14 protein-coding genes and 3 pseudogenes are annotated in these 17,963 nt (G+C 63.9%); 7 read left to right on the top strand and 10 right to left on the bottom strand.

Features of this window, described 5'->3' with window-relative positions; all coding sequences use genetic code 11:
* Window positions 1–20: 20 nt before the first annotated feature.
* The gene (locus RJ1_RS18190; RefSeq protein WP_073362230.1) at window positions 21–380 is read left to right on the top strand and encodes a hypothetical protein; all 360 of its coding nucleotides are present in this window, start codon (window positions 21–23) and stop codon (window positions 378–380) included.
* Window positions 381–589: 209 nt separating this feature from the next.
* Here RJ1_RS18190 and RJ1_RS18185 read toward each other — a convergent pair whose 3' ends face one another.
* From RJ1_RS18185 to RJ1_RS18170, 4 genes are all read right to left on the bottom strand, one after another.
* Window positions 590–1,177 (bottom strand): cysteine hydrolase family protein, encoded by a 588-nt coding sequence (locus RJ1_RS18185; RefSeq protein ID WP_073362228.1) that lies wholly within the window; start codon window positions 1,175–1,177, stop codon window positions 590–592.
* A gap of 715 nt (window positions 1,178–1,892) precedes the next feature.
* A complete protein-coding gene (locus RJ1_RS18180; RefSeq protein WP_073362226.1) occupies window positions 1,893–2,294 on the bottom strand; it encodes a putative quinol monooxygenase in 402 nt (133 codons plus the stop codon).
* 142 nt (window positions 2,295–2,436) lie between these two features.
* Window positions 2,437–3,966: an aldehyde dehydrogenase family protein gene (locus RJ1_RS18175; RefSeq protein WP_073362224.1), complete on the bottom strand. Its 1,530-nt coding sequence runs from the start codon at window positions 3,964–3,966 to the stop codon at window positions 2,437–2,439.
* Between the two features lie 124 nt (window positions 3,967–4,090).
* Entirely contained in the window at window positions 4,091–5,134 is a 1,044-nt protein-coding gene (locus tag RJ1_RS18170) for a WD40/YVTN/BNR-like repeat-containing protein (RefSeq protein ID WP_143048774.1), read from the bottom strand.
* Between the two features lie 435 nt (window positions 5,135–5,569).
* Between RJ1_RS18170 and RJ1_RS48845 the strand changes: the two genes are divergently transcribed.
* On the top strand, window positions 5,570–6,397 hold the full coding sequence (locus RJ1_RS48845; protein WP_073362219.1) for an SDR family NAD(P)-dependent oxidoreductase: 828 nt from the start codon (window positions 5,570–5,572) through the stop codon (window positions 6,395–6,397).
* Window positions 6,398–6,497: 100 nt separating this feature from the next.
* On the top strand, window positions 6,498–7,334 hold the full coding sequence (locus tag RJ1_RS18160) for a mycofactocin-coupled SDR family oxidoreductase (protein ID WP_073362217.1): 837 nt from the start codon (window positions 6,498–6,500) through the stop codon (window positions 7,332–7,334).
* Between the two features lie 73 nt (window positions 7,335–7,407).
* Here RJ1_RS18160 and RJ1_RS18155 read toward each other — a convergent pair whose 3' ends face one another.
* The 4 genes from RJ1_RS18155 to RJ1_RS18145 form a co-directional block, all read right to left on the bottom strand.
* Window positions 7,408–7,923 carry a cupin domain-containing protein gene (locus RJ1_RS18155; protein ID WP_073362215.1) on the bottom strand — a complete coding sequence of 172 codons (516 nt, stop codon included), beginning with the start codon at window positions 7,921–7,923 and terminating at the stop codon, window positions 7,408–7,410.
* Between the two features lie 26 nt (window positions 7,924–7,949).
* Window positions 7,950–9,131 (bottom strand): alpha-hydroxy acid oxidase, encoded by a 1,182-nt coding sequence (locus RJ1_RS18150; protein WP_143048775.1) that lies wholly within the window; start codon window positions 9,129–9,131, stop codon window positions 7,950–7,952.
* A 565-nt stretch (window positions 9,132–9,696) separates the two neighbouring features.
* Window positions 9,697–10,059 carry a hypothetical protein gene (locus RJ1_RS45945; RefSeq protein ID WP_143048776.1) on the bottom strand — a complete coding sequence of 121 codons (363 nt, stop codon included), beginning with the start codon at window positions 10,057–10,059 and terminating at the stop codon, window positions 9,697–9,699.
* Between the two features lie 102 nt (window positions 10,060–10,161).
* Window positions 10,162–10,695 carry a DoxX family protein gene (locus RJ1_RS18145; protein WP_073362213.1) on the bottom strand — a complete coding sequence of 178 codons (534 nt, stop codon included), beginning with the start codon at window positions 10,693–10,695 and terminating at the stop codon, window positions 10,162–10,164.
* A gap of 638 nt (window positions 10,696–11,333) precedes the next feature.
* On the opposite strand from RJ1_RS18145, the gene RJ1_RS18140 reads away from it, so the two are divergent.
* The 3 genes from RJ1_RS18140 to RJ1_RS18130 all read left to right on the top strand — a co-directional run bounded on the left by RJ1_RS18140 (window position 11,334) and on the right by RJ1_RS18130 (window position 15,398).
* On the top strand, window positions 11,334–12,950 hold the full coding sequence (locus tag RJ1_RS18140) for an aldehyde dehydrogenase family protein (RefSeq protein WP_240319551.1): 1,617 nt from the start codon (window positions 11,334–11,336) through the stop codon (window positions 12,948–12,950).
* A 136-nt stretch (window positions 12,951–13,086) separates the two neighbouring features.
* Window positions 13,087–13,935, top strand: a complete 849-nt coding sequence (locus tag RJ1_RS18135) for a mycofactocin-coupled SDR family oxidoreductase (protein ID WP_275887628.1) — start codon at window positions 13,087–13,089, stop codon at window positions 13,933–13,935.
* A 368-nt stretch (window positions 13,936–14,303) separates the two neighbouring features.
* Window positions 14,304–15,398 (top strand): CaiB/BaiF CoA transferase family protein, encoded by a 1,095-nt coding sequence (locus RJ1_RS18130; RefSeq protein ID WP_073362209.1) that lies wholly within the window; start codon window positions 14,304–14,306, stop codon window positions 15,396–15,398.
* 476 nt (window positions 15,399–15,874) lie between these two features.
* Here RJ1_RS18130 and RJ1_RS49315 read toward each other — a convergent pair.
* Window positions 15,875–16,400 (bottom strand): annotated as a pseudogene (locus RJ1_RS49315) (IS701 family transposase); the annotation flags it as partial.
* A gap of 105 nt (window positions 16,401–16,505) precedes the next feature.
* Window positions 16,506–16,743 (bottom strand): annotated as a pseudogene (locus RJ1_RS49310) (IS701 family transposase); the annotation flags it as partial.
* A gap of 222 nt (window positions 16,744–16,965) precedes the next feature.
* Here RJ1_RS49310 and RJ1_RS18115 point away from each other — a divergent pair.
* Window positions 16,966–17,963, top strand: a pseudogene (locus RJ1_RS18115) (serine/threonine-protein kinase); the annotation flags it as partial.

The following is a 17,963-nucleotide window of genomic DNA, read 5'->3' as shown; positions in this document are numbered from 1 at the left end:
GGCGTACGGCGGCGAGTGCGGTGGACACTAGCCCGCCCTTCGCCCGTCTGACGTCGGGCTCGGTGGTGGCCGTCGATGCACAGTTTGGGTTTGTCGGGAGGTGCGACACCCGGGTCGACGCGCTGTTGCGCAAGTGGCTGGCGATTCTGTTGGGTCCATTCACCGATGCCGATCGGGACGCAGGCTACCGCTACGACCTGTCCATCCTGCTGGCGGAGTTGTCCTTGACGCAGATGCTCGACGCCCCCAGTCTCGGGATGGGTCGATCTCCTCACCGCCGCAGCGCAATTCGAAGCCTGAAATACACAAGCGGCCAAACGCGACCCGAGCACCGCAAACTTGACCCAGAATCCGGCTACGCCGCTTCGCGCTCTAGCTGAGTTTCTCAGCTACTTGGGATTGCGCTATGCCGCCAAGCATCATGGCGGCATCCTGAACAGAAGTCGGAAGTCCTCTAGAGCAAGGCAATACACATCGGTACGTTGCGTAGATACACCGACTCCACGGTGGGTGTCCTGCGCGCCGCGCGGATGGTGGAACGTCGATCGGCGAGCGAGTTAAGCAGGTCGGATCCAAGTATGGTTCAGAGTCAGGTGAGTAGGTCGAGTAGCCTGTCGACGTTGATGACACGCGCCCGGGTAGGGAAGACCTTCTCAACGAGAACCCGATGGACTTCGGGGTCCATGTCGGCGACGGCGTCGCTGAGGACGTACACGCCATAATCGCGGTCCGCCATGTCTGCGACCGTGCTGAGTACGACACCGCCCGTGCTGATCCCGGCAAGTATGACGGTTGTGATGCCCCGAAGCGTGAGTTGGTCGTCGAGGTCGGTGGTGGACAGCGCCCCGATCCGTGTCTTGCGGACAACCAGATCACCTGGCGCAGGGGTTACGCGGCTGCTTATACCCGTAGACGGGTCGCCCTCGACCAGTTTCTTCGTCCTGGCAATGGCGGTGAATGTGATGTTCGTCGGGGGAACGGCGGTGCGGTCCCGTTCGGTCAGCGCCACCCGCACGTAGCCTACCGTGGCGCCTGCGGACCGCACGCAAGTGATCGCCCGGAAAACTGAGTCGAGCAACGGCTGCGGATCGGGCAATGACGCGACGATACCGTCCTGGATGTCGAGGACAAGTAGCGCGGTAGACCGCGGATCCAGCCTTGTCTCCCTGGTCGTCATGAATCTTCCTTGGGAACTCGATGGTGTCGCCGGACATAAGGGTGGGATCGTTCTGGCCTGATTTCTGCCAGTGTCATGGGACTATCTCGGCGCCGCGTCGGAATCCCGTCGGAAGGTTCGGGTCGTCGCGGCGGTATTCCCGGTACGGAGGGATCGGCATGGCGTTTCGGGAGGTCAATGGGAACGACACGTCAAGATGTGCTCCAGGGTCAGGCTCGGGTGCCTGGATCCCGGTGGGGGTGGGCACAATTGCGGAGCAGTGCTGGGTGCCTGCGTAAGGCGCGCCGGTATGCCGAGGCCGCGGGTCTGCAGCGCATCGACAGGAACGAGGCGCTGGACGACTCGCTTATCGGCAGGTGATCGAGGCGGTGCGCACGGTCCGTCCGAACCGGCACGGTGCCGCCGGGGATCAACTGTTGGGCTTCGAGGACCAGATTCGGGCGTGGCTGGCAGGTGACCGCGCATCCACCGCTGACGATCAGTAAGCGCCAGCCGGGTACTCCCGGCCAATCGCTCGGCAACGGACGGTGCGTGTATGCGTTCAGCCGATGTCCTCCGATCCATGACGAGAGCCCGCGCCGCTCGAGATGAAGGCGGGCGGGGCCAGGATGTACCTGGCGCCGGCGCCCAATGGTGATGGGACACTGAAGTCTTATCCCGCCCGTCCATCCACCTCGCCCAGCTACAAACGGCGCTCGATGCCGGTGATCGTGAATCAGCTGGTGGGAAGTCCTCGCGCGGTGCGGAGCTCGTCGATCAAGTGGTACATGTCGGACCGTTCGTCGCGATCGGCGAGCCGGTGCTCGGTGCGTCCGCGACCGCGTTCAATATGCCCCTCAGCACGGCTCCAGTGATGGACGTAAACATCGCGCATTCCATGTTCTGACCCCATGGCGATGATCTCGACGTGATCAGGGTCGGTCAGGTGGGCGATGTGGTCGTCCTCGGTCTCCCAAACCTCGGTCAGCACGCGCGCCTGCGGGTCATGCGGGTCATGCAATACCTGATACATGACATTTCCGGGTAAAGCGCGCTGCTTGTCAGCCAAGGGCAGTAGCCAATTGTCGAACGCCTGGCCATCCCCTTCGACGCGAAAGCGCGACAGTGTGATGTACACGAACGTTTCTCCTTTGTTGTCCTCGACGGCTTCCCGTCGAGCCTGATTTGTGGGTCCGATCGAGCAGTGTTGCCGTACGGCGTCGGACTACAGTCACCCACTCGTGCCGCTGTGGCTCGGGTGCGCTCCGGGCCGGTGTGCATTACTCGGCGTCGGCGAAGAGCTCCGTCGGCCGCCACGCGCGGCCGCCGGCGCGGAGGTTGACCAGTCGGCTGGTCCGGAAATTTTGATATCCCGCTGCCCCGGTCACCGAACCGATTCCGGAGTCCTTGTGTGGATCACGCGGTGCAAGCAGATTCGTGGTGTACCCGTTGATAGTGACGCTGCCCGTGTCCAATTGTGCGGCGACTGCTCGGGCGCGCTCGTCGTCGCGGGAGAACACGCTCCCGCCGAGCCCAAAGGGGGAGTCGTTCGCAATAGTGATCGCCTCGTCGGCGTGATCGTACGGCAGGATCGTCACTACCGGACCGAAGATCTCCTCGCGGGCGATTGACAACGAGTTGTCGCCCACGAACAGCGTCGGCGTCACGTACCACCCCTGCGCCGGCTCGGTCGGTCGTTCGCCGCCGTAGACCAACCGGCCGCCCTCCTCGCGTCCCTCGCGGACTCGTTGAAGAACCCTTTGATGATGTTCGCGGGTGGCCATCGGGCCCATCGTCGTCGTGTCCGCGAGCGGATCACCCACTACGACGCTGTTGGCCTTCACACGGAGCATCTCGACGACGTCGTCGACCGCGTGAGCGGGAATCACGAGGCGGGACAACGCGCTGCAGATCTGGCCGGAATTGAAATACACGCTTGCCGCGACGCTGTCCACCGCGAGTCGCAGGTCGGCATCGTCGAGCACGACCGCCGCTGACTTGCCACCGAGTTCGAGAACGACCCGCTTGAGGTTGCGCCCGCACAGCTCGGCCACGCGCCGTCCCACCCCGGTGCCACCGGTGAACACGACGAGGTCCACCCCGGGGTGTGCCACCAGGTGCTCGGCGACTGACGGATCGGCGGCAAGGACGCTGTAGACGCCATTCGGCAGACCAGCGAGTTCGAGGGCCCGCGCCCACTCCACCACTGCAAACGGTGCGGTTGGTGGCGGCTTACTGATCACGCTGCAACCGGCGAGCAGGGCTTGCGCGGACTTCATCATCGTGGCCGTGAATGGACTGTTCCACGGAACGATGTCCACCACGACACCCGCGGGATCGCGCTGGATCTCGAAGTCCCACAGCCCAGTGCCCGGCTCGACGTCGGGAACGGATCGGGCCTGCTCACCCATCCCGCGGACGACGTCGAGGACGACGCCTGTCATCATTCGGGTCACTTGGACTGGTGCACCCATCTCATGCGCGGCGATCTCGGCGATAACGCCTGCTCGTTCGGCGATGAGGGCGCACGCTCGGTCGATGACGGCAACCCGCTCGGCAACGGGAGTCGTACGCCACGTACCCGTCTCGAATGCTCGGCGAGCCGCAGTGACCGCAGCGTCAGCGTCGGCGATCGTCGGGACGACGGCGTGCGCGTAGATCTGTTCGGTGGCCGGCGCGACAAGAGGCGTCGTCGCCGCGGTCGACCGGGGCGTCCACTTGCCCCCGATGTAGAGGCCGCCACTGTTGTGAGCAATCGCGGATGCGACCGACTCAGGTCGGTCGGCGACCGCGGAGTCCTGGACCTTCATGCGTTCATCACCTCGGATTCAGGGATCGTCGAGAACGGCCCAAAGGCGGTGCCTCGACGACCGTTCAGGCGGGGGGAGTTGTCTTGCCATCGGACAGACGTCAGGTCCGATACCAGGCATACGTTCATGACCCGACCACTGCCACGCCGCGGATCTCGCCGAACTCACGTTCGCATAGCTGCCACGACGAGCCGCCGTCAGTCGTGGTCGCGACCTGTCCGAACAGCGTGACCGCAGCGAGCACGTTGGCGTCGTGCGGGTGTCCGGCGATCTTCCACACGACCGAGCGCAGGACCGGGCTGACCGGCCGCCAGGTGAGGCCGCCGTCTTCGCTGCGATGAATCGCGCCCAGCGACCCGTGGTCCGGTGGGCGACGGCCCACGCCCACGACCAGCACGGAAGGCTCGGCGGCATTGGCGTGGAGGCTGCGGGTATAGAAAAGCGATGACTCGTACGTGTCGTCGACCGGGTACCGCGTGCACCGCCACGTACGATTGCCGTCGTCGGATGCAAAGAACCCGATCGGGGTGGCAACGAAAACGCTGCGCCTTCCGTCGGCGCTGCGTCCGGCAACCACATCGTGTATGTCGGCGTGGCGTTCGTCCTTCCAGATCTCACCCTCACCGAGGAGTACCTGCCCTCCGGATACCTCGAACCGTCGCCAGCTCCCACCCCCATCTGTGCTGTGGTACAGCCCGTCGATCTCGACCGACACCCAGATTTCGCCGGGGACATCGGTGTATCGGATCGCAGTCACCCGGGTCGCACCGATGCTGCATTCCGGCGACACTCCGACGGGAAGTTCGGTCCAGTTAACACCGCCGTCGGTGCTGCGGAAGACTCCGCCCGGCCGTGTGCCAGCCAAGATTGTCCGTGGAGAGTGCGGGTCGACGGCCAGGCTGAGTACCTGCCTACCCTGGGCCGGAACACCCACGTACTGGTACGTTTCGCCGCGGTCGACGCTCCGGGCCAGAATGTCCTCGCCGCGTTCGGAATCGATCGTCGCCCACACCGCGCCGGAACCATCAGGGGACGCGGTAATCGCCCGGACACACAGTTCGTAGGGATACTTCGGATTGTCGCAATGCGACAGGATCCAACTCTTGCCACCATCGTGACTCGTCCACAGCCCGGCTCCTGTCGTGGCCAGACAGATCGAATAGTCCACCACACCCTCATTTCTCCGAGAAATACGTCTTCGGTGTTCCGGTCCAGTCGGCGGGAACGACCCTTATCAGGTAAAGGTAAGTAGATACTCTATATACGTGCCGTGGTAGAGGCGCAAGCCTTGCGCCAATGGGTCATACTAGTATAGTTGTTACTTACTTGATAGGAAGTTCTTTTGGTCCAAAGCGCCGAAACATATGCCCGTTCGGGCGGCGATCACCACAGATCTCGGCAACCCCGAGGTCGGTGCCGCACTCGGAGGGCCACGGCGATCTGTCGGTGCGGGGCGCCTATCGCCCCACTCGCCGTCCGAGAGGTTCGAATCTCGTCAGTCAGGTCCGAGTTCGAACGGCGTCGCCCGGATAGCGCGCGTGACGCATAGTTGGACACGGTACTCGACAAGGTGTTCGAGCCACGACAACAATGGAGTTGAATCGTGAAATTGACAGCAGGGCAGGTTGCGGTAGTCACCGGTGGCGCAAGCGGCATCGGCCTCGCGCTGTGTGAGCAATTCACGCAGCGCGGCCTCGACGTCGTGATTAGCGATATCGATGAGGCAGCACTCGCATCCGCCGCGGAAGGGCTGAACGGGCAGCCCGGTAGGGTCCTGACAGTCCCCACCGACGTGACCGATCCGGAGGCCGTCGATCGCCTCGCCGCTAGGACGCTCGAGCACTTCGGCCGAGTGGATGTGGTCTGCAACAACGCCGGCACCGTCGGCAAGAATATGCCCCTGTGGGAATTCGAGCACGTCGAATGGAAGTGGCTCCTCGGCGTTGACATGTGGGGTGTCATCCACGGGATCTCCTCCTTCGTGCCACATCTGGTATCCCAGGGATCCGGTCACGTCATCAACACCGCGTCAATGGCAGGAATTGCGAGTGTCCCCCTCAATGGCCCGTACAACGCGGCCAAGCACGCAGTCGTGTCGATCTCCGAGACGCTGGCGTTAGACCTCGCCGAGCGAGGCATCGATGTCGGCGTCACCGTCCTGTGCCCAGGACCGACACTGACTCGATTGATGACGGACGGTCCGCGGGACCGTCCCGCGCACCTCAGACCCAAAGCGGACCGCGGGGTGGACCCGCGCTCGAACCCTGGAACCTTCGCGGCGTCCACCGGGCAGCTCGCCCAAGCATCGGAGGTGGCTCAAGCGACTGTGGCAGCTGTAGAAGAGGGGCGATTCCTGCTCGCCCCCCATCCCGGGTCGCGCGACCGATTCGATCAGCGAATCGAGAGGTGGCGTGCGGATCTTACGGGTTGACGCACAGGCCCCGCGATCACTGCCCTGAGGCGAACCGCCGGGTTGAGAACAACACAGCAAACACAGCAAGCAAATGGATACAGCACCAGAGGGAGTGGTCATGGGAAGGTTGACGGACAAGGTCGCACTCGTAAGCGGCGTCGCGCGTGGGCAAGGTCGCTCTCACGCACTTCGTCTTGTGTCGGAGGGTGTTTCGATCATTGGGTTCGACGGACTGTGCACATACGACACCGTCCCCTATAAGCAGGCCACCCAAGAAGATCTCGACGAGACGGTCAGGTTGGTCGAGGCCGCCGGAGGTAAGATCGTCGCGGGCAGGGCCGACGTCCGCGATCGTGAGCAGATCACCACAATTGTGGATGAGGGACTCAGCATGTTCGGCAAGATCGATATCGTGATCGCCAACGCGGGGATCGGTATCAACTCGCTTCCGTTTTGGAAGGTGTCGCAGCAAGAATGGGATGATGTTCTCGCAGTATGCCTGACCGGAGTATGGAACACGGTCTCAGCAGCGGTCCCTTCGATGATCGACGCGGGCCGTGGTGGCTCAATCGTAATGACGAGCTCGGCGGCCGCGATCAAGGCGGCCCCCCAGCTGGCTCCGTACATTGCGGCAAAAACCGGAGTCATCGGAATGATGAAATCGATGGCCAATGATCTGGCGCCACACAAGATTCGAATCAACTGTGTGGCCCCAACTGCTGTCCCCACCGACTTCGTTCTGAACGATCGGCTGTATCAAATCTTCTGCCCAGACAAGGAGAACCCGACCGTCGAAGACGCCGCAAACGTGATGCGCAAGATGCATCCCCTCGATGAACCCTGGATCGAGCCGGCCGACATCTCCGCGGCAGTAGCCTATCTCGCATCCGACGAGGCACGCTATGTCACGGGTATCGTACTGCCAGTGGACCTGGGTCTGTCGTTCGCTTGGTAGGCCTCGAACCAAACGCAGACGCCCTGCGCCATAGTCCGAACTGAGATCGGAGGCGCAGGGCGTCCGCGTTTGGTCACGCGCGCGGTGCGAGGCCGTCGTGCTCGGTACCCACGAGGAACACCCCAACTCGAGCGACCTGATCCGTGTGGTTGCGCCATCCGTGCATGGTCCCGTTCTGCACGATGCTGTCACCCTGCCTGAGGTGCACCTCGACGCCGTCCGAAAGTTCGAGCCAGACCTCGCCCTCGATCACTACGCAGCAGTCGACTGACGCGGTGGTATGCATTCCCGGCCTCTCACCCTCGGCGAGATGCACGTTCTCAACGTTATCGGTTGCGTCGTCGGCCTTCCCGTCAGGCAGAACCATCATCTGAACGAATCTGATCCCGCCCACCGGAGGGAAGGGCACGACACTGTCGTCGGCGCCACCGTCGTCCGGAAAGCGCGGCAACGAATCAGCACCCCAAAGCAGATGGAAAACGGTTCCCGCGGACGGGACCGGAAATCGGCGCACCGGACGATCGTCACGAACTACACTGCGCCCCTGGCCATCGTGGCCAGTTACTACGACTCGGACCTCATCGGTCATGTTCGATACCACTTTCGACCCCTTCGTCAATTGAGTTCGCTACGTATGCTGGCCCAGTCTGCAGGAATTCGGACGTGCGAAAGGTCGACTTCATCAATCGACGCACAGCCGAGAAACGCCAGCGCACGCTGGATATCATCCTGAAGAATATCGAGGACACGCCCGACGCCGGCGGCGCCACCCGCAGCGAGACCCATCACATAGGCGCGGCCGACGAGAACAGCGTCAGCACCGAGCGCCACCGCCTTGACGACATCGTTGCCGGAACGGATTCCACCGTCGATAAGTACCTGCACTTGTCCATTCACCGCCTCGACGACTTCCCGCAGCACGCTGAGAGTGGCAGGAACATCGTCGAGGGTGAGTCCGCCGTGGTTGGAGACGACGATCGCTGCAGCGCCGAGATCAACTGCTCGTCGGGCATCATCGGCCGTCAAAATGCCCTTGACTACGATCGGCCCGCGCCACAACTCGGACATCCAACGTAGGTCATCCCATGCAAGCGGGCGAGCGTCGGGATCGGGTGTGGCTCCGACGGCCCGATTCGCGACGCCCAAACGCATTCCATCCCGCACAAACTTTGCCGTCCAACGCGGGTGACGGATGAGATCGGGCGCAAATCCGACGACCGTGCGGGTGTTCAATCGAATCGGTGGAACTTTGGGGCGCAGCGCTGAATCTACAGTCACAACGAGCGCGTGGTATCCCAGGTCGTGCACCGTGGCGATCTGCTTCTCGGCGCCATCTCGACCTCCGATCGCCGTGGTGACCTGGGACCATAGTGGTGTGGCGCCGGATCTCGATGCAAGCTCGTCGAAGGAGTGTCCCGAGGCCGGGCTGATGGCGCAGATTGTGCCGAACTGCCCAGCCGCGTCCACTGCTGCGGCGGCCCCTTCGGGGTGCTGCAGCCTGAGGGCGCCGACCGGCGCCAACAATACCGGTGCAGTGATCGGAACGCCGAGAATGGTGGTCGATGTCGCGCGGATCGGCGGGACGGTCGCCGCTCGTGGGCGGAATGTCACGTCACCGTATGCTTGTCCGTTTGCCCGCATCGTTCGGCTCTCGCCAGCACCGCTATTGAGGCGAAGATACATAGCGCGGGGAAGGACTTTGCGCGCCAGGGCCTCTGCTTCGGCGACCGAATCGAAGTGCCAGCGATATGGAAGGCGATAGTCGCCCTGAGTACGCCCTCGACGGTCAATGGACAACTCGAGCCTCCTATCACAGAACCTTCATGAAGTGAGTACTATACAGTATTAAGGCGTTGATGCCTACGTTTATCGGGTGTTCGGAGCGTCGGCGACAGATTTCTTTGATCCGGTGCTGATTGGAATCTGGGTTCACCTGGCGTGAGCTGGCGTGCGTGATCTGATCTGAGCTTCGGTTGATCTTGGTGGATCCCGCAAGCAAAGCTGAGCCCTCGAAGCCCACGAGCCGGGGGAGACGCGTGCGTTCCTTTGTCTCTACTGCATCGGAATGTGTGAATATCGACTGAAAGAACTGGTGGCCAGGTGAGGCCAACTTTGCGGCAAGCGGTCCGTGCATGGAGAAACTCAATCGAATCTCGAATTCCCCTCAAAAGTGCCAGCTCGAGACCGAATTTGCGGCGGTCGATTCCGGTTCTGTGGGGTGGGCTGCGGGAAGTCGCAGCCAAGCACCGATTGGTGTAATCAAGAGTTCCGCGTGTCTTTGGCAGGTTTCGCTGTGATGTTGGGGCGGTTGCCATATGGCGAGCCAGCCGGGTGCGAGGCAGGCGGGTCACTCGGGCGATGGTCACCGCCAGCGCCAGGCCCCGGCCCGGCCGGCCGGGTCAGGCAGCGTCAGCAGACCCAGCGCCCGGCCTGCGTGGCGACCGCGGCCACGTGACCGTGCGGCAGCGACCGCGTCACCTCCACTGTCCCGGTCGTCACCGTCGCGGCGCGGGGCGGTGCCGCGCGTACCGCTTCGATTGTCCCGGCCGGCAGCGCGGGACAAGAAGGACTCTCGCCGATCGAATACGGTCGCCGACCGACCCGGTGTGCCGCCCGATCGCGCGGTGCTGGTGATCTTGGGAACACCGCCGACCCCGCCCCTCGTCGAGACCGTGCGCACCGCGTTCGGGCTGCGCGTGATGGTGATGGTTGGCGACCGCAGCATGATCACCTCCGCCCTCATTGAAGTCAGGCGACCACCCGAGTGCGCGTAGGTCGCGACTACGTCACATACGGATTCGCGCGCCGAATGTTCTCGGAATATCCTTCAGGCTGACTCTCGTTGCAGTTCGAGGCCGTCTTGTGGAGCGATAGGGCGGAATGACGTTCCGAGCAGGCCGCCGGCAGCCGCAACGCCCAGTATCCCCGCGATGAGGAAGCCGGCCCAGCCCGACAGGAGATTCCCGCCGAAGATCACCCAGTCGACACTCAGGCGCCCGGCGCCAGCGACGGCGACGGACAGCGCACCGACGGCGAGCACCAGGTTGTACTCCCACCCGTCGGCGACGACAAAGAATCCGTGCCCACGATGCACGGTCCAGGCGGCGGCGATCATCAGCGAGACGAACGCCGCCGCGGCGAACGGTGTGAGCAGGCCGATCGCGAGGAGTAACCCGGCACCGACCTCGGTGAGCGCCGTCAGCCATGCGTGCGCCCTGCCCGGGCGCATGCCGATGCTGTCGAACCAGTCGGCGGTACCGGCAATACCGTTTCCGCGGAAGAGTTTTCCATAACCGTGTGCAGCCATGGTCATGCCCAGGCAGATCCGGAGAAGGAGGAGGCCGATGCCGATCGAACTCACGATGTGTCCCCTTTCGTGGCGGTGTCGGTTGCGGTCCTGCCTGCACCGCTGGCGCCGGTCGCCGCGTCAGTGGATCCCGGTTCAAAACGCCCATGATCGGTCGCTGTTCCCATGTCCGCCCGACCACCTCGACGAGCGCGGTTCGGCGAACCCAACCCCCAGTTCACTGGCTTGCCGCTCGACAACGGCCTCCGGTCTGTCGCGGCTCAAGCCGACCGGCGCGCCGACACGGCTATGCGCGGCGTGGTGACGGGCGACCCAGGCCCCAACGATCAACGGCGAAAGGAGAAATAGGCTTCAGCGTGATGCGGAAGGCCTAGCCCAGCACGGAGGCACGCCCCGCAGCAAGGCGACATCGCAGCGGTGACCGTGGTCGGCCCCGACGCGGCAGCGGGCACACGCCGTGTGCGCATCGATTCACTATAGATGTATAGCATTTACTTGACAGAGAAGCGGTCCTTCAATACTGTGACGGACGGCACACCCCTCGTCGCGGATCAGACGCGACGGAGATCGTTGAAAGAGGCCGATCGTGATCGGCGACGCCCTTGGCTTTGGCGGCCACCCGCGCGCCGTCGCCGAAGAGCAGGTGCGGAGCGGAGAGTCGCCCAATCTGTGGGCCGCCTCGCTGGAGACGGGTGGCCATCCCCGGCGGTCCGTACGAGTTCGAGACACAGCAGATCGGTCGGTCGGCAACCGAGGCGGAGGAACCGAAGATGAAGTGGAACCATGATCTGTACATCGACGGTCGTGAGGTGGAATCCTCGAGCGCCGAACGCATCACAGTTCTCAACCCTGCCGACGAAGAGATCATCGGTACGGTCCCGGACGCCACGGCAGAGGATGCCCGACGGGCGATAGAGGCCGCACGCCGAGCATTCGACACCGGCCCGTGGCCTCAAACGACCCCTGTCGAACGGGGACGTGCCATCAAGAGGATGGCGAACATTCTGACCGAGCGCCACCCCGAGCTTCACGACCTCATCGTGGCCGAGACGGGTGCCACAGTAGGCGGCAACAGCATCGGCACCGTCGATTTCATCCAGTGCGCCGGCGCCGTCGATGCGGTTCACTGGTACGGAGACAACCTGCACAGCGCGCTCGACTGGGTCGAGATGGGGTTGCCGGTCGGTGGCCTGAGCGGTATGGGAGGCACTGCCGTCGTACGCGAGCCGGCCGGTGTGGTGTGTGCCATCACGCCGTTCAACTTCCCGTTCCAAATTAACCTGTTCAAGACGATCCCGGCGATTGCCGCCGGATGCACTGTGGTCCTCAAACCTCACCCCTGGACTCCGCTGGACGCGTATGAGATCGCACGCGCTGCCACGGATGCCGGCATACCCCCAGGGGTTGTCAACGTCGTGTCGGGCGGTGCCGAGGTCGGAAACCTTTTGACTGCGAGTCCGTTGGTCGACCTTGTCACGTTCACTGGATCGACTGTGACCGGCCGGAGCATCATGGCCAACGCGGCAGCGACGATCAAGCGAGTGAAACTGGAGTTGGGGGGAAAGAGCGCACGCGTGGTCCTCGGCGACGTTTCGGAGGACTACGCCGCCTCAGTAGGCTTCACGGACGTCCTTGCCCACTGCGGTCAGGCTTGCGTCGTGCAGAGCAGATTGCTGCTGCCGGCCCATCTGCGCGACGCCTACGTCGCGGGCGTGAACGCTGCCTACGCCGCGGTCAAGATTGGCGATCCGCGCGACGAGAGCACCACGCTGGGCCCCCTGATCAGGGCCGAGCAACGCGACCGTGTGGAGCGCATGGTGCAGTCAGGTGTAGATGAGGGCGCAAGCGTTCTTGTGGGAGGAAGGCGCCCTGACCACATGAAGTACGGCTACTACTACGAACCCACGGTTCTGATGAATGCGCGCAATGACATGCGGGTCGCGCAGGAGGAAATCTTCGGCCCGGTTCTGACCGTGATCGAGTATAGCGGCGAGGATGACGAAGCCGTCCACCTGGCGAACGACACCATCTTTGGTCTGGCCGGCGGAGTCGTGTCCGCGAACACGACTCGCGCCTTCAACGTCGCTCGCAAGATCCGCTCGGGATACATGGCGGTTCAGACCGAGGTGAACGGATCAGTTGCACAACAGCCGCCAGGAGAGGACCAGGGACCGGGATGGGGTCGCGCACCGTCCTCGATCGGAACGTGGGGAGCCTTCGGAGGATTCAAACAGAGTGGCTTCGGGCGCGAATGGGGAAAGCACGGTCTCGCCGAGTTCACCGAACTCAAGACGCTGACCTGGTCGTGAGTACTCTCCGTCACCCGCGATCGAAGCAGACCCGCAGCGCAGCGGGGACCGACACGGCTCCAACAGCGCGACCCGACTGTAGGTGCGCAACGTCTGCCCACGGACCACACCGAGAAAATGAGATTGAGAGGTTCATCTGATGGGGAATCTGGACGGTAAAGTCGCGTTCGTAACGGGGGCTGCACGAGGGCAGGGCCGCAGTCACGCGGTGAGGCTGGCCTCCGAGGGTGCCGACATTATCGCAGTCGACATCTGTGATCAGATCGGTACCGTCAACTATCCGTTGGCCACATCGGACGATCTGGCCGAGACCGTTCGGCAAGTCGAAAAGCTCGACCGGCGAATCGTTGCGTCCGTCGCGGACGTTCGGATCCGTCACCAGCTGACCGAGGCGGTGGCCGAAGGGCTCACCCCGTTCGGTCGTCTGGATATCGTCGTCGCCAACGCGGGGATCTATCCGGGTCAAGGGGGCTCGCGCTGCGAGGCGTTCATCGACGCTACGGATGTCGACCTCATCGGAGTGATGAACACAGTCGCGGTCAGTCTGCCGCATCTGCAGGCCGGAGCGTCGATCATCGTGACCGGCTCGACCGCCGGAATGATCGAGGGAGCCACCGAGAAGCTCGGCCCAGGCGGCTCCGGGTACTCGTGGGCAAAGCAGACGATCGCGCGCTACGTCGAGGCGCTGGCCCTGCAGCTTGCTCCACAATCGATACGACTCAACGCAATCCACCCGACCAACTGCAACACTCTGCTCCTGCACAACATTGACGTATACAAGGCCTTCCGCCCCGACTTGGAGGAGCCGACCCGCGAGGACGTCGTCGATGCGTTCCCCGCTATGCAAGCGATGCCGATCCCGTATATCGAGCCGATCGACATCTCCAATGTCGTTGCCTTCCTCGCCAGTGAGCAGTCGCGCTACATGACAGGAGTCAACCTGCGTGTCGATGCCGGAGCGATGCTGAAACCCGCACCCGTCTGAGACTAAGGTTCATACCCTTTAGCCATCTCCATGAGTCGGCGGACCCCCGATTCGGGAGACCTCGCTTCGAGGAAACGACACGGACGTTCGCAGTTCGTCTTGGTTCTGCATCGAAGGCCGCATTCATCAGCTGCTCCGCTTCCTTGCAGGTTGGACTCCGATGTGGGCTCGCGCGGCCGGCGCCGAGATCAAGGCACAATCACCGAGAAAGTTGTATAGTATTTACTTGAGGCGTCAGGCAATGATCGGGCATCGTCACCGGTTCGGTAGTCGGCAGTCGGGTTCCCTCCGCGGTCAGCAAACGCTGCGACGCGACGGAACGGGTTGTGGTCTCCGCGGTTGGTCGAGTTCGGCGTGAGGAGTTCTGGATGAACGAGAGATCTTATGTGCCCGGCGCCGGCCCGCTCGCCGGCCTGCGGGTGGTGGAGTTGGCGGGCATCGGGCCGGGCCCGCACGCAGCGCTATTGCTTGCAGACCTGGGCGCGGAGGTAGTCCGTGTTCAACGTGGCGGACGCGTCGCGTCGCACGACCAGCAGTTGCGCGGCCGATATGCGTTGGTCCATGCCGACCTCAAGAAGGACTCGGACGTCACCCAGGTACTCGACCTCGTCGATCGTGCCGATGTGCTGATCGAAGGGTTCCGGCCCGGCGTGACTGAGCGGCTCGGCCTCGGCCCCGACACGTGTCGTCGCCGCAACGCGGGCCTGATCTACGCGCGAATGACGGGGTGGGGCCAAGACGGGCCCTTGGCCGAACGCGCCGGTCACGACATCAACTACATTTCACTCACCGGTGTCCTGCACGCCATCGGGCGACGCGGTGAACGTCCCGTTCCACCGCTGAACCTGATCGGCGATTTCGGAGGCGGCTCGATGCTGCTGATCGTCGGTGTGCTTGCGGCGCTGGTCGAGCGGCAGCGGTCCGGACTCGGTCAGGTGGTCGACGCCGCGATGGTGGACGGTGCCCTCGCGATCTCGCACATGATCTGGGGACTGCGCGCTCGTGGGCAGTGGTCGGACGAGCGCGGTGTCAACGTGCTCGACGGCGGGCACCCCTACTACGACACCTACGAGACCGCGGACGCGAAGTACGTGGCGGTGGGAGCGATCGAGCAGCCGTTCTACGCCGAGCTGCTGCGCGGGCTCGGGTTGAACCCCGAGGAGCTACCCGCGCAGTACGAGACTTCGACGCACCCCGAGTTGCAACGAATACTCGCCGATCGATTTCGGTCGAAGACACGGGACGAATGGGTCCGGGTGTTCGGCGCAACGGACGCATGCGTAACTCCGGTGCTAACTTTCGCGGAAGCGAGCGAGCATCCCCACATCAAGGCGCGCAGCTCGTTGATCGAGCTCGACCACACCATGCAGCACGCACCGGCTCCACGATTCAGTCGCACTCCGAGCGCCATCCCGGCCGCCCCACCGACCTCGGCGACCCCCATCCGCGACGTCTGGCGCTAGCGCACCTTGATCGCTAGCACTCACGGTTTTCAGACCACGGCGAGTCGTGCTGTATCGACGTAGTCGCGGATGTGGTGATCGATGGTTTTCAGAGCTTGACGCAGATCCGGCGGTGCGGGCGGGTATTTCGCTGCCAGCAGTGGACGTAGGGGTCGGGTGGACCTTGATGTAGATGATCGCGCCGCGCTGCCCGCCGCCGGAGTGGACGTAGGTGTTGGTGTGCGGTAGGCGTTCGATGAGTCCGTTGCGCGGACGCATTCAAGATCGAGCGTGCGACGGTTGACGTCACGGGCTTTGTCGAGATTGGTCAGACTCCGGTGACAGCGCAGGGCGTAGGGCGAATTGATCACGGTCTACGCCCGGGGCCCGTCGCTGCGGGTCAAAGACCATCGTGCGCGAGACCTCGATCTGTCGCATGACAGCAGTAGTGTTCTTGCCGGTCTCCTTGGTGGTTTAGAGCGTCGGGCGAGCAACTAGTGACCGCGACCGAGCTCCCGGAGTGCCCGGTTGTCGACCACCGCCCAGTCGTAGAGCGTGGGTCCGTCGCCGCAGTTGATCCGCTTCCACGCGGTTTCGGGCAGGTCGGCGATCCCGGCGTGGGTTCGGCGCTGACGCAGCTTCATTGAGATCATCATCTGTGACTTCGGGATAGCGAGAGCATGGGCCACACCACGGGATTCGAGTCACATGCGGAGCCTGCCGACCTTCCCGTAGGCCTCGTCGCCGGTAAACCACCGGAACGGCAGCCCCCCGGCGTCGAGGGCTCTTTTGCTCATCGTCTGCGCCAGTTCGGGTTTGGTGGCGAGTTCCGCCTCGTCGCCGATCCCGGCGGCGCGGCACCGTCCACGGCCCGCGGCCTTCGGCGGGTACAACTCCCAGTCGATCAACGCCCGGTCCGGTCGGAGGCGTGGGCGAGGAACACCCCGATCTGGCGTTCACAATCCGCCCAGCGGACCCGGAGTACTGTCGGGCCACCTCGGCCGAGCGCGCGCCCTTCATCAAAACCCTGTCTCGTGACGTATCCCGACGTCGGCATTGGTCAACGAAACACGTCCTCGCCCAGGTCATCGACCGCCTCGAAGAAAGACCTCACCCTACGTCACGCCCTCCGCGGGTCCTGTCGCAGTCCCCGGGAATAGAAGTTCAGCAGCCGTTGCATGCCCTCCGGGCCCGCATCACCGGCCGCCTCCGCCAGTGTCCATCCGTTCATGCGCTCGACCTCACCCAGCAGTCCCGCGCACGTACGCGCCCATCCGCCGCCGCGACTCCACCCCCGAAACCGATGCGCGAATAGCACATAGAACGCAGTGAACCCCACCGGTCGCTCCAGCACCTCTGACTCCACATCGGATCAGTTACCACGCCAGTCTCATCAGTCGCAGACTGGCGATGCAGTACTAAAGAACTGCATGATGCCTTCCGAGTGCGCGGCCGACGCGACCGGTCACAGTCAGAGATATCCTCTGAGAGGACGCTATCGAGAGGTGGGTCCACGGTTGTATTTGCGCTGGTCGTGCCGTCGGGACCAGTGCGGAGCCACGAGTCGGCGGAGTGAGTAGACCGTCCGATGGGTGAAGGTGATCCGCTCGACACTCAGCGGTACCCGCCGTCCCCGGCCGCCGAACTGGGTGGAGCTGGTTTCGCTGACGTGCAGGAGATCGGACGCGGCGGTTTCGGCGTGGTCTATCGCTGCACCCAGGAGGACCTGGATCGCACGGTGGCGGTGAAGGTACTCACCGTCGAACTCGACGAGGAGAACCGGGCCCGGTTCTTCCGGGAGCAGCGGGCGATGGGGCGGCTCACCGGGACCCGAACATCGTGGGCGTCCTACAGGTCGGTGCCACCGGCAGCGGACTTCCCTACATCGTGATGCCGTACCACTCGCAGGGTTCGCTCGACGTGTGGATCCGCCGTCGCGGTCCGCTGCCGGTGGAGAAGGCGCTGCGCCTCGGGGTGAAGATCGCGGGCGCGGTGGAGTCGGCGCACCGGCTCGGCATCCTGCACCGGGACATCAAGCCCGCGAACATCCTGCTCACCGATTACGGCGAGCCGGAACTGGCCGACTTCGGCATCGCGCACGTCAGCGGCGGCTTCGAAACCGCCACCGGCGCCGTCACCGGGTCGCCCGCATACACCGCACCGGAGGTACTCGGAGGTGAGCCACCGCATCCGCCCGCCGACGTCTACGGCCTCGGTGCCACCCTGTTCAGTGCTCTCACCGGCCATGCCGCGTTCGAACGTCGCAGCGGTGAACAGGTGGTCGCGCAGTTCCTGCGCATCACGACGCAAGAGGTGCCCGATCTGCGTGAGCACGGGATCCCCGACGACGTGTCCGCGGTGATCGCACGGGCGATGTCCCGCGAGCCCGGTCAGCGCCCGACCGCCGCTGCCGACTTCGGAGAGGAACTGCGAACCCTGCAACGCGCCCACGGCTTCCCGGTCGACGACATGGCGCTGCGCGCCGGACCGGACACACAGGGAAACGGAGTACAACCGGTATCGCATGGCGGTCGGTCACCGGCTCCCTCCACGGTCGGCGTGGTGGGCCTCCCTTTGGAACTGACG

The sequence above is a fragment of the Rhodococcus jostii NBRC 16295 genome, from assembly GCF_001894825.1.
GTDB lineage: Bacteria > Actinomycetota > Actinomycetes > Mycobacteriales > Mycobacteriaceae > Rhodococcus_F > Rhodococcus_F jostii.
Note: the sequence above shows the minus strand (reverse complement) of the source record. Positions and strands in the feature narration are given on the sequence as shown.

What these genes read in the sequence shown, in the direction of transcription:
- RJ1_RS18175 (WP_073362224.1), bottom strand. Translation starts at nt 3,966, where the DNA reads ATGAAGGTCCAGGACTCCGCGGTCGCCGACCGACCTGAGTCGGTCGCA.
- RJ1_RS18185 (WP_073362228.1), bottom strand. Translation starts at nt 1,177, where the DNA reads ATGACGACCAGGGAGACAAGGCTGGATCCGCGGTCTACCGCGCTACTT.
- RJ1_RS18160 (WP_073362217.1), top strand. Translation starts at nt 6,498, where the DNA reads ATGGGAAGGTTGACGGACAAGGTCGCACTCGTAAGCGGCGTCGCGCGT.
- RJ1_RS18130 (WP_073362209.1), top strand. Translation starts at nt 14,304, where the DNA reads ATGAACGAGAGATCTTATGTGCCCGGCGCCGGCCCGCTCGCCGGCCTG.
- RJ1_RS18155 (WP_073362215.1), bottom strand. Translation starts at nt 7,923, where the DNA reads ATGACCGATGAGGTCCGAGTCGTAGTAACTGGCCACGATGGCCAGGGG.
- RJ1_RS45945 (WP_143048776.1), bottom strand. Translation starts at nt 10,059, where the DNA reads ATGCTGCGGTCGCCAACCATCACCATCACGCGCAGCCCGAACGCGGTG.